At 68.8% G+C, this 13,352-nt stretch carries 14 protein-coding genes; 9 read left to right on the top strand and 5 right to left on the bottom strand.

The annotated features are described in order from the left end of the window. Positions 1-6: 6 nt before the first annotated feature. The gene (gene purF / locus D7X74_RS13555; protein WP_233602089.1) at positions 7-1,389 is read left to right on the top strand and encodes an amidophosphoribosyltransferase; all 1,383 of its coding nucleotides are present in this window, start codon (positions 7-9) and stop codon (positions 1,387-1,389) included. A 16-nt stretch (positions 1,390-1,405) separates the two neighbouring features. On the opposite strand, the gene D7X74_RS13550 is transcribed toward purF, so the two are convergent. Beyond that, the gene (locus D7X74_RS13550; RefSeq protein WP_120533368.1) at positions 1,406-2,413 is read right to left on the bottom strand and encodes an RluA family pseudouridine synthase; all 1,008 of its coding nucleotides are present in this window, start codon (positions 2,411-2,413) and stop codon (positions 1,406-1,408) included. A gap of 107 nt (positions 2,414-2,520) precedes the next feature. Beyond that, positions 2,521-3,642 (bottom strand): non-hydrolyzing UDP-N-acetylglucosamine 2-epimerase, encoded by a 1,122-nt coding sequence (wecB, locus tag D7X74_RS13545; protein ID WP_120533367.1) that lies wholly within the window; start codon positions 3,640-3,642, stop codon positions 2,521-2,523. 98 nt (positions 3,643-3,740) lie between these two features. Between wecB and kdsB the strand changes: the two genes are divergently transcribed. Then, the gene (gene kdsB / locus D7X74_RS13540) at positions 3,741-4,478 is read left to right on the top strand and encodes a 3-deoxy-manno-octulosonate cytidylyltransferase (protein WP_120533366.1); all 738 of its coding nucleotides are present in this window, start codon (positions 3,741-3,743) and stop codon (positions 4,476-4,478) included. A 29-nt stretch (positions 4,479-4,507) separates the two neighbouring features. Here kdsB and D7X74_RS13535 read toward each other — a convergent pair whose 3' ends face one another. Next, complete coding sequence (locus D7X74_RS13535; RefSeq protein ID WP_120533365.1) at positions 4,508-5,356, bottom strand: aldo/keto reductase; 849 nt, start codon at positions 5,354-5,356, stop codon at positions 4,508-4,510. A gap of 168 nt (positions 5,357-5,524) precedes the next feature. Here D7X74_RS13535 and D7X74_RS13530 point away from each other — a divergent pair, with 168 nt between their 5' ends. The 6 genes from D7X74_RS13530 (at position 5,525) to D7X74_RS13505 (ending at position 11,647) form a co-directional block, all read left to right on the top strand. Next, positions 5,525-7,249 (top strand): ABC transporter ATP-binding protein, encoded by a 1,725-nt coding sequence (locus D7X74_RS13530; RefSeq protein ID WP_120533364.1) that lies wholly within the window; start codon positions 5,525-5,527, stop codon positions 7,247-7,249. Between the two features lie 326 nt (positions 7,250-7,575). Beyond that, positions 7,576-7,809 (top strand): hypothetical protein, encoded by a 234-nt coding sequence (locus tag D7X74_RS13525; protein ID WP_120533363.1) that lies wholly within the window; start codon positions 7,576-7,578, stop codon positions 7,807-7,809. Positions 7,810-7,895: 86 nt separating this feature from the next. After that, positions 7,896-9,545 (top strand): CTP synthase, encoded by a 1,650-nt coding sequence (locus D7X74_RS13520; protein ID WP_120533362.1) that lies wholly within the window; start codon positions 7,896-7,898, stop codon positions 9,543-9,545. Continuing rightward, positions 9,542-10,378 carry a 3-deoxy-8-phosphooctulonate synthase gene (gene kdsA, locus D7X74_RS13515; protein WP_120533361.1) on the top strand — a complete coding sequence of 279 codons (837 nt, stop codon included), beginning with the start codon at positions 9,542-9,544 and terminating at the stop codon, positions 10,376-10,378. Before D7X74_RS13520 ends, kdsA begins: the two co-directional genes overlap by 4 nt. Before the next feature lie 23 nt (positions 10,379-10,401). Then, positions 10,402-10,974: an HAD family hydrolase gene (locus D7X74_RS13510; RefSeq protein WP_199732769.1), complete on the top strand. Its 573-nt coding sequence runs from the start codon at positions 10,402-10,404 to the stop codon at positions 10,972-10,974. A gap of 43 nt (positions 10,975-11,017) precedes the next feature. Further along, a complete protein-coding gene (locus D7X74_RS13505; protein ID WP_120533359.1) occupies positions 11,018-11,647 on the top strand; it encodes a response regulator in 630 nt (209 codons plus the stop codon). Between the two features lie 127 nt (positions 11,648-11,774). On the opposite strand, the gene D7X74_RS13500 is transcribed toward D7X74_RS13505, so the two are convergent. Continuing rightward, on the bottom strand, positions 11,775-12,224 hold the full coding sequence (locus D7X74_RS13500) for an Hsp20/alpha crystallin family protein (protein WP_120533358.1): 450 nt from the start codon (positions 12,222-12,224) through the stop codon (positions 11,775-11,777). 242 nt (positions 12,225-12,466) lie between these two features. Beyond that, positions 12,467-12,661: a CPXCG motif-containing cysteine-rich protein gene (locus D7X74_RS13495; protein ID WP_120533357.1), complete on the bottom strand. Its 195-nt coding sequence runs from the start codon at positions 12,659-12,661 to the stop codon at positions 12,467-12,469. A gap of 83 nt (positions 12,662-12,744) precedes the next feature. Here D7X74_RS13495 and D7X74_RS13490 point away from each other — a divergent pair. Then, positions 12,745-13,352: general secretion pathway protein GspE (locus D7X74_RS13490; protein ID WP_120533356.1), on the top strand; the 608-nt coding region annotated here is incomplete at its 3' end.

Below are 13,352 nucleotides of genomic sequence, written 5' to 3'. Positions count from 1 at the left end.
CGCGCCATGTGCGGCATCTTCGGAATCGTGGGACACGGAGAGGCGTCCAACCTGACGTACCTGGGGTTGCACGCCCTGCAGCACCGCGGACAGGAGTCCGCAGGCATCGTCGCCTCCGACGGCCACACCCTGCGCACGCACCGGCAGATGGGGCTGGTGGCGGACATCTTCACCGCGCCGGTGATTGAGGGACTGCCGGGAGACGCCGCCATCGGCCACGTGCGCTACAGCACGGCGGGCGGCAGCCAGCTGAAGAACGCCCAGCCGCTGTTCGTCGCGTGGGCGGGCGGCCAGTTCTCCATCGCGCACAACGGCAACATCGTGAACGCGGCGGAGCTCAAGGCGGCGCTCGAAGCCGAAGGCGCGCTCTTCCAGTCGGACGCGGACACGGAGGTGGTGATGCACCTCCTCGCCCGCTCCAAGCAGCCCACCTTCGAAGCCAAGCTGGTGGAGTCCCTGCGCAAGGTGGAGGGTGCCTACAGCATCCTGCTCCTCACGGAGGACAAGCTCATCGCGGTGCGCGACCCGCACGGCTTCCGGCCGCTGGTGCTGGGCAAGATGAAGGAAGGCGCGTACGTCGTCGCCAGTGAGACGACCGCGTTGGATCTCATCGAAGCGGAGGTGGTGCGCGAGCTGGAGCCCGGCGAACTCATCGTCATCGAGAACGGGGTGCTGCGCGCCAGCATGCCCTTCAAGCCCGCGCCCCGGCTGGGCCGCTGCATCTTCGAGCACGTCTACTTCGCCAAGCCGGACTCGGTGCTCTTCGGCTCCAGCGTCTACGAAGTGCGCAAGCGCCTGGGCATGCAGTTGGCGCGCGAGCAGCCCGCGCCGGACGCGGATCTGGTCATCGCGGTGCCGGACTCCGGCGTGCCCGCGGCCATCGGCTTCTCGCAGACGAGCGGCATCCCCTACGACGTGGGCCTCATCCGCAGCCACTACGTGGGCCGCACCTTCATTGAACCGCAGCAGTCCATCCGCCACTTCGGCGTGAAGCTGAAGCTGTCCGCCGTGCGCAGCGTCCTCAAGGGCAAGCGCGTGGTGGTGGTGGACGACTCCATCGTGCGCGGCACCACCAGCCGGAAGATCGTGAAGATGCTCAAGGCCGCGGGCGCCGTGTCCGTGCACCTGCGCATCTCGTCGCCGCCCACGCAGTGGCCCTGCTACTACGGCATCGACACGCCCAGCCGCACGGAGCTCATCGCCGCCAGCCACAGCACGGAGGAGATCGCGAAGTACGTCACGGCGGACTCCCTGGGCTACCTGTCGCTGGAGGGCCTGGGCGCCGCGGTGGAGGACCCGAAGCGGAGCACCTACTGCACCGCGTGCTTCTCCGGGCAGTACCTCACGGAGAAGCTGTCCCGGGACTCGGACGCCAAGCTGAGCGCCTGAGCGCCTGAGTCCGGTTTCAGGGCGAAGGGGCCGGGGTCTTCCCGGCGATGAAGTCCACCAGGTCCTGAGGCAGCGGCGAGACGAAGGTGACGGGCTCGCCGGTGCCCGGGTGCGGGAACGTGATGCGCTCCGCGTGGAGCGCATGCCGGGGCAGCCGCAGCCGCACCCACGCCTCGGGCTCCAGGGTGTGCTTGCTGAAGCGGTCGAAGTAGCCCGGGTCCGGCCCGTACATCTTGTCCCCCACCAGCGGGAAGCCCGCGACGTGGAGGTGGATGCGGATCTGATGCTGCCGTCCCGTCTCCGGAAAGCAGCGCAACAGCGCGAACGGCGCGCCGTCATGCACGAAGCGCTGGAGCACCTGGAAGCGCGTGCGGCTGGGTTTGCCCAGCACCGGGTCGATGCGCACGGCGATGCGGATCAGGTCCGTGCCCTCCGCGATGGGCGCATCCACGACGAAGGTGTCCTCGGAGGGATGGCCCTCGCACAGCGCGAGGTATTCCTTGTGCACGTCGCGCGACAGGAACAGCCCGCCCAGCAGGCGGCACGACTCCGTGGTGCGGCCACACACGACCAGCCCGCTCGTCTCGCGGTCCAGCCGGTGCGCGGGCTCCGCGAAGCGCTCCCCGAAGCGCTCGCGCAACAGCGTGACCAGGGTGCCCTTGTGGTAGCGCGCGGTGGGGTGGATGGGCAGCCCCGCCGGCTTGTCGAGCACCAGCAGCCAGTCATCGGTGAAGACGACGGGCAGCGCGGTGGGCGTCGCGGGCTCCTGGCTCGCGGGGCGGCGGATGCGGAACGTCAGCCCCGGGTACACGGGCGTGGAGGGCTTGAGCCGGTACTCGTCGCACAGGACGCCGCGCAGGATGATGCCGCGCACGCGCTCCAGGTCCATGCGGCGGATCTTCTCGCAGAGGTAGCGGTCCAACCGCCAGCCCGCGTAGTTCGGCTCCACGACGAACGGGATGTCCACGTAGCCGTCAGGCACATCCGTGGCGGCAGCCGGAGCGGTGTCTTCGTCTTCACGCATGACGTTCCGCGCCGCTTAGCACGCTTGGAACGCGAAAACCGCCAGGCCCCCGCGCACGAAGACGCGAGCACCCGGCGGCCTGACTGCTGGAAGCACAGCGCTTCAGCTCACCCGAAGGCGCGCTTCTGCTCCACGCCCAGCACGCGCGCGTACAGGTCCGCGATGCGCTCGCCGGTGCGGCCGTCCCACAGCTCCGGCACGCGGCCCTTCTTCACGTTGCCGGACAGGACGCGGTCCGCCGCCTCGCGGATGCGCACGGGGTCGGTGCCCACCACCTCGTTGGTGCCCACCTCCACGGTGACGGGACGCTCGGTCTCCTCGCGCAGGGTGAGGCACGGCACGCCCAGCGCGGTGGTCTCCTCCTGGAGGCCGCCCGAGTCCGTCATCACGAGCTGCGCCTGGGACGTCAGCGACAGGAACTCCAGGTAGCCCATGGGGTCCACCAGCTTGAGGGCCGGCGTCTTCTCCAGCTCCGGGCCATGGCCCTGCTCGGAGATCATCTTGCGCGTGCGCGGGTGCACCGGGAACACCACGGGGACCTTCCTGGCCACGTGGATGAGCGTGGACAGCAGGCCCGCCAGCAGCTTCGGGTTGTCCACGTTGGACGGCCGGTGCAGCGTCGCCACGACGTAGGCCCGGGGCGTGAGGCCCAGCTGCTTCAGCGTGGGCAGCTGGTCGGCCTTCTCCTTGGACGACAGGAGCGAGTCGATCATCACGTTGCCCACCAGATGGATGCGCTTCGGGTCGATGCCCTCCTTCAGGAGGTTCGCGTCCGCGTCGCGCGACGGCGTGAGCAGCATGTCGGAGAGCCGGTCGGTGACGACGCGGTTGATCTCCTCCGGCATGTGCCGCTCGAAGCTGCGCAGGCCCGCTTCCACGTGGGACAGCGGGATGGCCAGCTTGGACGTGACGAGCGCGGCGGCGATGGTGCTGTTGACGTCACCCACCACGGACACCAGGTCCGGCTTCTCCTTGAGGAAGATCTTCTCCATCTCCACCATCATCTTGGCGGTCTGCTCGGCGTGGCTGCCGGAGCCGATGCCCAGGTGGATGTCCGGGGCGGCCATGCCCAGGTCGGCGAAGAACACGTCGCTCATCTTCGCGTCGTAGTGCTGGCCGGTGTGCATCACCAACTGCTGCAGGGAGGTACGCGCGGCGATGGCCTTGTGAATCGGGGCCACCTTCATGAAATTCGGACGCGCGCCAACGATGTGGATGACCTTCTTCATGTCGCTGCGCAAGCTAGGCACGCCCCCGTTTCTGACCAGTGGTGGAGGGTCGTCAGCCGCTTTCCCCCGGGGACGGGACGTTTGATAGATGACGCCCCATGCCCGCTTCCCGGACCGTGGCCGTCATCCCCGCCCGCCATGCCAGCACCCGCTTCCCTGGCAAGCCGCTCGCCCCCATCGCCGGCCGCCCCATGGTCGAGCATGTCTGGCGCCGCTGTCAGGAGGCCCACGCCTTCGACGAGGTGTGGGTGGCCACCGACGACGTGCGGATCCGCGACGTGGTGGAGGGCTTCGGCGGTCGGGCGGTGATGACCAGCCCCGCCTGTCCCACCGGCACGGACCGCATCGCGGAGGTGGCCCGTGACCGCCCGGACGTGGACGTCTGGGTGAACGTGCAGGGTGACGAACCGCTGGTGGACCCCGCCGCGCTCAAGGTGCTCGCGGACCTCTTCCGGGATGACACCGTGCACATGGGCACGCTGGTGCGCCCCCTGGAGCCGGACGAACTGGAGAACCCGAACGTGGTGAAGGCCGTGCTCGCGCTCAACGGCGACGCGCTCTACTTCAGCCGCGCCCCGGTGCCCCACGTCCGCGAGCCCGGCCCCCCCGTGCGCCGCCACGCCCACCTGGGCCTCTACGGCTACCGGCGGGACACCCTGCTGAAGCTCGCCACGCTCAGCCCCACCCCATTGGAGGAAGCGGAGAAGCTGGAGCAACTGCGCGCCCTGGAGCACGGCCTGCGCATCCGCTGCGCCCAGGTGTCCTGGCGCACGGTGGCGGTGGACGTGCCGGAGGACGTGGCCCGCGTGGAAGCCCTCCTGCGCGAGCGCGGCTGAAGCTTCCGCGCCCGGCGGTAGGGCCCGCGTCAGATGCTCGGCAGCTCGTCGGGTTCGTCACCCCGGGGGAACGCCGCGTCGATGCGCTTCAGCTCCTCCGCCGTCAGCTTCAGCGACGCCGCGCGCGCGTTGTCTTCCATGTGGGCCTTCGTCGTGGCCTTGGGAATGGCGAACATCGACGCGCCGCGCACGAGGAACTGGAGCGCCACCTGGTACGGCGACACGCCGTGCGCCTGGGCGATGGACGCCAGCACCTTGCCCCCCTTGCTGGAGGGGGCCGGGAACCGACCGTTGCCGAACGGGCTGTAGGCCACCACCGCCACGCCCTCGGCCACGCACCACGGGATGACGGTGTGTTCGATGGCGCGCTCCTCCAGGTGATACAGCACCTGGTTGCACGCGATGCGCCCCGGCCCCGCGATTCGCAGTGCCTCTTCCAGCTCATCCACCGCGAAGTTGCTCACGCCCCAGGAGCGGATCTTCCCGTCCTTCACCAGCTGCTCGAAGGCCCTCACCGTGTCTTCCAGCGGGTGGGAGCCGGGCCAGTGCAGCAGGTAGCAGTCCAGCCGGTCCGTGCGAAGCCGCTTCAGGCTGCGCTCGCAGGCCGCCACCGTGCCCTTCAGCGTCGCGTTGGACGGCATCACCTTGGAGACGAGGAACACCTCGTCGCGCCGGCCCTCGATGGCCTTCGACACCAGCTCCTCCTCCACCCGGCCCTGGCCGTAGAGCTCGGCGGTGTCCAGGTGGGTGAGGCCCAGGTCCAGACCCGCACGCAGCGAGCGGATGGCGTCCTGCGCGTCATCGTTCTCCATCTGCCAGGTGCCCTGCCCCAGGACAGGCACCTTCACCCTGCTGTTGCCAAAGACGCGCTTTTCCATGGCCGCTCCCTCGCGATGGGACCCCGCTCCGGAATAGCACCCCGGCTGCCCCGGCTGCATCTCGGCCCGGCATCCGCCTCCCAGGCTGCGTGCCCGCCGACACTCCAGTAGGCTCTGCCCGTGCCTTCTCCTGAAACCCCTCCGCCCTCCCGACGTCCCCCCCCGGGCGTGACCGTGCGCCGCCTGCTGTCCCTGGCGCGCCCCGAACTTCCGACGCTGGCGCTGGCCACCGTCTTCCTCCTGCTCAGCAGCGCCGCCAGCCTCGTCTACCCCCAGGGCATCCGCATCCTCATCGACGAGGCCCTCAACGGGAAGGACCACGCCCTCATCGACCGGGCCGCGCTCGTCATGCTGGCCGTCTTCCTGGTGCAGGGCATCGCCACCGCGCTGCGCGCCTACTTCTTCAGCGTCTCCGGCGAGCGCGTGGTGATGCGCCTGCGCCGCGACTTCTTCCGCGGGCTGATGAACCAGGAGGTGGCCTTCTTCGACACCCACCGCACCGGAGAGCTCACCAGCCGCCTGTCGTCCGACACCACCGTCCTGCAGAACACCGTGAGCGTGAACGTCTCCATGGGCCTGCGCCACGCCATGCAGGCGCTGGGCGGCATCGCGCTGCTCTTCTACACCTCGCCCTCGCTCACCTTCCTGATGCTCGCCGTCGTCCCGCTCGTCGCCGTGGGCAGCGTGATGTACGGACGGCGCGTGCGCCACCTCGCGCGCCAGGTGCAGGACGCGCTGGCCAAGGCCGGCGAGGTCGCCGAGGAGAGCCTGTCCGGACTGCGCACCGTGCGCAGCTTCGCGGCGGAGCCGTCGGAGGTGACGCGCTACGGAAACACCGTGCAGAACGCCTTCGAGGTCGCCCGCAGCCGCGTGCGCCAGAGCGCCCTCTTCATCGGCGGGGTCTCCAGCGCGGGCTACATCGCCGCGGTGGCGGTGTTCTGGTACGGCGGCCGGCTGGTGGTGGATGGCCAGCTCACCGTGGGCGCCCTCACCTCGTTCCTCATCTACACGATGCTCGTGGCCATGTCCCTGGGCTCCCTGGCGGACCTGTGGGCGGACTTCATGCGCGCCTCGGGCGCCGCCGAGCGCGTCTTCGAGCTGATGGACCGCCAGCCCGCCATCCCCGTCGATGAGGGCGAGCGCCCCGCCACCGTCGAGGGCCGGGTGGACTTCCAGGACGTGCGCTTCGCCTACCCCTCGCGCCCGGACGTGCAGGTGCTCCAGGGCATCGACCTCACCCTCCAGGCCGGAGAGGTCGTCGCCGTCGTGGGCTCCTCCGGCGCCGGCAAGTCCACCCTCGCCGCCCTCCTGTCGCGCTTCTACGACCCGCAGCAGGGCCGGCTGCTCCTGGACGGCCGCGCGCTGGACACGCTCGACCCCAGCTGGCTGCGCAGGCACGTGGGCATGGTCGCCCAGGAGCCCCTGCTGTTCTCCTGCTCCATCGGGGACAACATCCGCTACGGCCGCCCGGACGCCACCGACGCGCAGGTGGAGGCCGCCGCCCGCGCCGCGCACGCGCACGACTTCATCAGCCGCTTCCCGGACGGCTACCAGACCGCGGTGGGCGAGCGCGGCGTGCAGCTGTCCGGCGGCCAGAAGCAGCGCGTCGCCATCGCCCGGGCCGTGCTCAAGGACCCGCGCATCCTCGTGCTGGACGAGGCCACCTCCGCCCTGGACGCGGAGAGCGAGCACCTGGTGAAGGACGCCCTGGAGCGACTGATGCGGGGGCGCACCACCCTCATCATCGCCCACCGCCTGTCCACCGTGGCCAACGCCCACCGGGTGCTGGTGCTGGAGTCCGGCCGGGTGGTGCAGAGTGGCACCCACGCCAGCCTCATGACGCAGGACGGCCTGTACCGCCGCCTCGTGGAGCACCAGGTGGTCGCCGCCTGAACGGTCGTTCCCCAGCCAGCTCCACCCACCCCGCAGTCCCCGTGGCGCGAAAACCGGGGGCGCATTATCTCAAGCGCCTCAAGAAAGGAGGTGATGCCTTGATCGACAGCAAGAATCAGGCGTCTACCTCCGTCGCGGTTTCCTGCTAGCCCAGGGGTCTCCCGGCGGTGGTTGACGTCCGCGGTACCGGTCGCCCTCGTCTCCCGACGGGGGCGACTTTTTTTGTCCCCCTACCCCCTGGGAATGTCCGCCCGGCCTGCCGGTTCGTGGCGCCCGGGGGGAGAAGCGCCATCCACGACTGCCGTGGTCGCCCATCGGAGAGCTCCGTGTCCATCACGCCGTGTCCCATCCCCCTGCCTTCCGCCCTCCGTGACGAGGAGACCGTGGACGACCAGCGCAACCTCTTCTGCCCCAACTACGACGCCTGCCTCCATCAGGTCGTGAAGAAAGGCTGGGAAGGCTGGAGTTGCAGAGGTTGCGACCTGCGCCGCTTCCGCGTGGGGCAGCCGTCCGCCCAGCAGTTCGCGGTCGCCCGGCCGGGCGGTTGGGACGCGCAGTGAAACGCGGGCCGGCCTCCCGGGGCCAGCCAGCCGGACACCCGGCAGAGATTATTTGACGCCCCCTGGCCTCCTTGGCAGGAAGGGACATGCGCTCCAAGAAAACCAAGTTCATCTTCGTGACGGGCGGCGTGGTCAGCTCGCTGGGGAAGGGACTGGCCTCCGCATCCATTGGCGCCCTCCTGGAGAACCGCGGGCTGGACATCACGCTCATCAAGCTGGATCCGTACATCAACGTGGATCCGGGCACGATGAGCCCCTTCCAGCACGGCGAGGTCTTCGTCACCGAGGACGGTGGGGAGACGGACATGGACCTGGGCCACTACGAGCGGTTCACCCACGCCCGGATGAGCCGCCTCAACAACTTCACCTCCGGCCGCATCTACAACGCGGTCATCACCAAGGAACGTCGCGGTGAGTACCTGGGCAAGACGGTCCAGGTGATTCCCCACATCACCGACGAGATCAAGGCCAGCATCCGCCAGGCCTCGCAGGACGTGGACGTCGTCATCGTGGAGGTCGGCGGCACGGTGGGCGACATCGAATCGCTGCCCTTCCTCGAGGCCATCCGCCAGATGCGCTACGACGTGGGCAGCCAGAACGCGGTCTACATCCACCTGACGCTCTTGCCGTACATCGGCGCCGCGGGCGAGGTGAAGACCAAGCCCACACAGCACTCGGTGATGAAGCTGCGCGAAATCGGCATCCAGCCGGACTTCCTCCTGTGCCGCACCGACCGGGAGATTTCGCGCGAGCTGAAGGACAAGATCGCCATGTTCTGCAACGTGGACAACGGCAACGTGTTCACGTCCCCCGACGTGCGCAGCATCTACGAGCTGCCCCTGGAGCTGCACCGCCAGGGCCTGGATGAGCGGCTGGCGGAGGTGCTCAACATCTGGAGCCGCGCGCCCCACCTGGAGAAGTGGGAGACCATCGTCCGGAAGATCTACGAGCCCGCGCGCGGTGAGGTCACCGTCGCCATCGTGGGCAAGTACGTGAACCTCACGGAGAGCTACAAGAGCCTCAACGAGTCCCTGCTCCACGGCGGCATCGCCAACGACGTGCGCGTGAAGCTGCGCTTCGTGGACAGCCAGGACGTGGAGGCGCAGGGGCCGGAGTCCACGCTCGCGGGCGTGGACGCGGTGCTCGTGCCCGGCGGCTTCGGCGTGCGCGGCACGGAGGGGAAGATCGCCGCGGTCCGCTACGCGCGCGAACAGAAGCTGCCCTTCTTCGGCATCTGCCTGGGCCTCCAGATGGCGGTGGTGGAGTTCAGCCGCACCGTGCTGGGCTTGAAGGGCGCCAACAGCCTGGAGTTCGACGAGCACACCGCCCACCCGGTGGTGACGCTGATGGAGAGCCAGGTGAAGGTGCAGGACAAGGGCGGCACCATGCGCCTGGGCAGCTACGCGTGCGCGCTGAAGGACGGCACCGTCGCGCGCAAGCTCTACGCGCAGGACGCCATCCAGGAGCGCCACCGGCACCGCTACGAGGTGAACAACGCCTACCGCGGCCGGCTCCAGGAGGCGGGGCTCGTCATCTCCGGCCACAACCCGGAGCTGAACCTGGTGGAGATGATCGAGCTGTCCGACCATCCGTACTTCGTCGGCTGCCAGTTCCACCCCGAGTTCAAGAGCAAGCCCTTCGCTCCCCACCCCCTCTTCTCCGGTTTCATCGGCGCGGCGCTCGCCCAGCGGGACTCCACCCGCGGCGCGGCCCCCGTCCCCCCGGTGCGCGCATGAGCACGACGCCTTCCATCCAGCTGTGCGGTCACAAGGTCGGTCCCGGCGAAAAGCTCTTCGTCATCGCCGGCCCGGACAGCATCGAGTCCGAGGAGATGGCCCTGCGCCACGCCCACCTGCTCAAGGGAATCACCGACCGGCTGGGCGTCCCGTATGCCTTCAAGTGCTCGTATGACAAAGCCAACCGGACCAGCGGCAAGTCGTTCCGTGGACCGGGTTTGAGGGAAGGTCTGAGAATCCTCGACCGCGTGAAGCGGGAGGTGGGCGTCCCCGTGCTCACGGACGTCCATGAAACCAGCCACGTCGGGCCAGCCGCTGAAGTCGTGGATATCATCCAGATACCTGCCTTCCTGTGCCGGCAGACGGACCTGGTGGAGGCGGTGGCGCGCTCGGGCCGGGGGGTGAACTTGAAGAAGGGACAGTTCGTGGCCCCCAAGGACATCGTCCACTCGGCGCGAAAGGCCGTGGAGACGGGCAACCCCAACATCCTCGTCACCGAGCGGGGGTCCTCCTTCGGCTACAACAACCTGGTGGTCGACATGCGGGGGCTCGCCCAGATGCGCGAAGCCGGCCTCGTCGTGTGCATGGACGCCACCCACGCCGTGCAGTTGCCCAGCTCCAGCGACGGCAAGACGGGCGGTGAGCGCAAGTTCGTCTCACTGCTGGCCCGGAGCGCCGCGGCCGCCGGGATTGACGCTTTATTCACAGAAGTCCACGAAGACCCCGACCGTGCCCTGTGTGACGGTCCGTGCTCGCTCAATCCACAGATGTTCGAGGACGTGGTACGAGATGTGCTCAGCATCCGTCGCGCGCTGGGTCACGAAGCCGGTTGATGGACGCGAAAGGTGAGGAGGCCATGCAGACGGAAGCGCCTTCCAAACCGGGCAGGGAAGAGCTGACGTCCCGTGCGTCACGCGTGCGACTGCTCGTGTTCGACGTGGATGGCGTCCTCACCGACGGCGGTCTGTATTACGGCGACAACGGCGAAGCGATGAAGCGCTTCAACGTGAAGGATGGCCATGCGCTGGTGATGGCCCGCTTGGTGGGGCTGCCCGCCGCCATCCTCACCGCGCGCACCTCCCGCATCGTGGAGGCGCGCGGGCGCGAGCTGGGCCTGGCCGCCGTGTTCCAGGGCCGCAAGGAGAAGGGACCGGCGCTGCATGAGCTGCTCGCCCAGCTCCAGGTGCCCGCCGAAGCGTGCGCCTACATGGGCGATGACCTCAACGACCTGGACCCCATGTCGCTCGCAGGGCTTTCCGCCTGTCCGGCGGATGCGGTTCCTGAGGTGCGCCAGGACGCGCACTTCGTTACCCAGAACGTTGGCGGTCACGGAGCCGCCCGCGAGTTGGTGGAGTTGTGCCTCCGTGCCAGTGGCCGTTGGGATGACGCCGTGGGTCTGATGAGAAGTCCTGATAAACGCAGCAGGTAGGTGGGTTGATCAAACCCCGCATCCAAGGTAGGTGTTTATTTCCATGGCAAGTGGAACGATGCAGTCCGAGGGGAGTACGGCGATGACGGACCAGCTCTACACGACGCACGACATCAGTCGGTTGCTTCAGGTGGATCCGTCGACGGTGAGCAAGTGGATCGACCGGGGCATCCTGATGGCCTTCCGCACGCCGGGCGGTCACCGCCGGGTGCGCTCGACCGACCTGCGCACCTTCCTGGTCACCCACCAGATGCCCGTGCCCGAGGAGCTGGGCAGCAGCACGGTGCGCCTGCTGATTGTCGACGACGAGCGACAGACGCTGGATGCCATCAAGCGCGCGTTCAAGCCCTACGCGAACCAGGTGGAGATCCAGACGACGACGAGCGGCGTGGAGGCGCTCCTGCTGGTGTCGGAGCAGAAGCCGCACGGGATGCTCATGGACATCAACATGCCGGACATCGACGGCATCGAGGTCTGCAAGCGCATCCGTGCGCGCAAGCAGATGGAGGGCGTGCGGCTCATCACCATGACGAGCAATCACACGCCGGACGTCGTGGAGCAGTCCAAGCAGGCCGGTGCGGTGGCGTGCCTGGCCAAGCCCCTGGACGTGAACGCGGTGCTGGAGCTGTTCCGGGTGCCCATGGCGCTCGGCGCCAGCGCCAACCGCAAGTAAAGGACGGGGGCTTCCGCCTGGCCCACAGCGGAAGCCCTCGGGTCGGTTGATGCTGGCGGGAGTCGCCGCACCTCGTCGTTCGCGAGGACAGCGGCCTCCCTGAGTGGCGTCGGGTGATGCACGTGCATCAGCCCTGGACCTTCACCTCGACGACGCGGGGCTTGGTCTCCTCGCGACGCGGCAGGGTGAGGGACAGCACGCCATTGTCGTAGCGGGCCTCCACGCGGGTGGCATCCACCGTGTCGGGCAGGCGGAACTGACGCGCGTAGACGCCGGTGGAACGCTCCTGGCGGCGCAGCGTGGTGCCCTCCGCGACGACCTCCGCCTTGCGCTCGGAGCGCACGGTCAGCACGTTGTTCTCCACCTTCACCTGGATGGCCTTCGCGTCGTGACCGGGCAGGTCGATGCGCAGCGTGATGCCGGCCTCGGCCTCGAGGATGTCGGCCGCGGGCGTCAGCGTGTGCTCCATGTCCGGGCGGGTGTTGGCGGACGCCGAGGACAGCTCGCGGAAGAGCAGGTCGAAGTCGCGCAGCAGGGGGAGCGTGACGGCGGCGTTGTAGGCATTGCGGTTGAGCATGGTCTTCTCCTGAGCGTGTCGTCCCTGGGGACGCACGTGGTGCGGGTTCACGGTCGTTGTTGAGTGCGGCGGGCGGGCCCAGGCTTCGGTGTTTCAGGAGGGCCCGTCAGCGCCTCACAAGACTCAAGAGAACCATGCTTTGAAACGTGTCAAGCAACGGCCCCGGCCGTCCCAGAGCGCCTCCTGGGGGCCTCCAGGCCTGGCCGCCTGCCCCCCGGCCGGGGAGCCCTGGGCCGGCAGGCTCAGTCGTCGTCGCGGCCCAGGGTGACGGAGGGCCCGTCCTCGTCCCGGGTGACCTTCACCTCCCAGGGCCGGCAGCAGACGGGGCAGTCCTCCACGTAGGCCTCGGCGGAGGCGCCCAGCGAGTCCACGTCGACTTCCACCTCTTCACCGCAGTACGGGCACGTCTGGGTGGCGGCATCCGCGAAGGGCTGCATCTTCAGCCTCCTGGCCTCTTGGCGAGGCAGTTCGATGACGTGGACTGAGCGTCCGCGCCATCAGACGCTAGAATCCCCACCCCATGGCTCCCCCTTCCCGGAATCGCATCGCGGACATCCTCATCAAGGCGCGCGTCATCGACGAGCTGCAGCTGCGCAGCGCGCTCGCGTCGCTGGACCAGTGGGGTGGGCGCGTGTCTCGCGTCGTCTCGGACCTGGGACTGGCGTCCGAGGAGACCATCACCCAGGCCATCTGCCAGGGGCTGGGAATGCCGCGCGTGCAGCTGGGCAACCTGACGAAGGACGCGGCCGCGCTGTCCCGCGTGGACGTGACGCTCGCCGAGCAGAAGGGCGTCTTCCCTGTCCAGCTCAAGGACAACGGCAAGACGCTGGTCCTGGCGATGTCGGACCCCACGGACCTGGCCACGTTGGACCAGGTGGCGGCGCGCAGCCGCGCCCGGGTGGTACCCATGGTGGCGGGCGACCGTGAAATCGAGCACGCCATCCTGCGCCACTACCGCAACCAGGAGCCGGTGGAGAAGAAGCGCTTCAAGCCCGACGCGAAGCAGCAGGACGCGGGCGACCTCCCGGAGGAGGAGGAGTTCAAGGTCGTGGACATGAGCGGCAAGACGGTCGTCAAACGCATCAGCGACATCGTCGACCCGAACGCCGCCCCGCCCGCCGCCGCGGC

The sequence above is a fragment of the Corallococcus sp. CA047B genome (assembly GCF_003612065.1).
Lineage (GTDB): Bacteria > Myxococcota > Myxococcia > Myxococcales > Myxococcaceae > Corallococcus > Corallococcus praedator.
This window is presented reverse-complemented; position numbering and strand designations above follow the sequence as displayed.

Coding starts and splice junctions, on each gene's coding strand:
- wecB (WP_120533367.1), bottom strand. CDS start 3,642: ATGAAGAAGGTCATCCACATCGTTGGCGCGCGTCCGAATTTCATGAAG.
- D7X74_RS13520 (WP_120533362.1), top strand. CDS start 7,896: ATGCGCTCCAAGAAAACCAAGTTCATCTTCGTGACGGGCGGCGTGGTC.
- D7X74_RS13550 (WP_120533368.1), bottom strand. CDS start 2,413: ATGCGTGAAGACGAAGACACCGCTCCGGCTGCCGCCACGGATGTGCCT.
- kdsB (WP_120533366.1), top strand. CDS start 3,741: ATGCCCGCTTCCCGGACCGTGGCCGTCATCCCCGCCCGCCATGCCAGC.
- kdsA (WP_120533361.1), top strand. CDS start 9,542: ATGAGCACGACGCCTTCCATCCAGCTGTGCGGTCACAAGGTCGGTCCC.
- D7X74_RS13505 (WP_120533359.1), top strand. CDS start 11,018: ATGGCAAGTGGAACGATGCAGTCCGAGGGGAGTACGGCGATGACGGAC.
- D7X74_RS13535 (WP_120533365.1), bottom strand. CDS start 5,356: ATGGAAAAGCGCGTCTTTGGCAACAGCAGGGTGAAGGTGCCTGTCCTG.
- D7X74_RS13510 (WP_199732769.1), top strand. CDS start 10,402: ATGCAGACGGAAGCGCCTTCCAAACCGGGCAGGGAAGAGCTGACGTCC.
- D7X74_RS13500 (WP_120533358.1), bottom strand. CDS start 12,224: ATGCTCAACCGCAATGCCTACAACGCCGCCGTCACGCTCCCCCTGCTG.
- D7X74_RS13495 (WP_120533357.1), bottom strand. CDS start 12,661: ATGCAGCCCTTCGCGGATGCCGCCACCCAGACGTGCCCGTACTGCGGT.
- purF (WP_233602089.1), top strand. CDS start 7: ATGTGCGGCATCTTCGGAATCGTGGGACACGGAGAGGCGTCCAACCTG.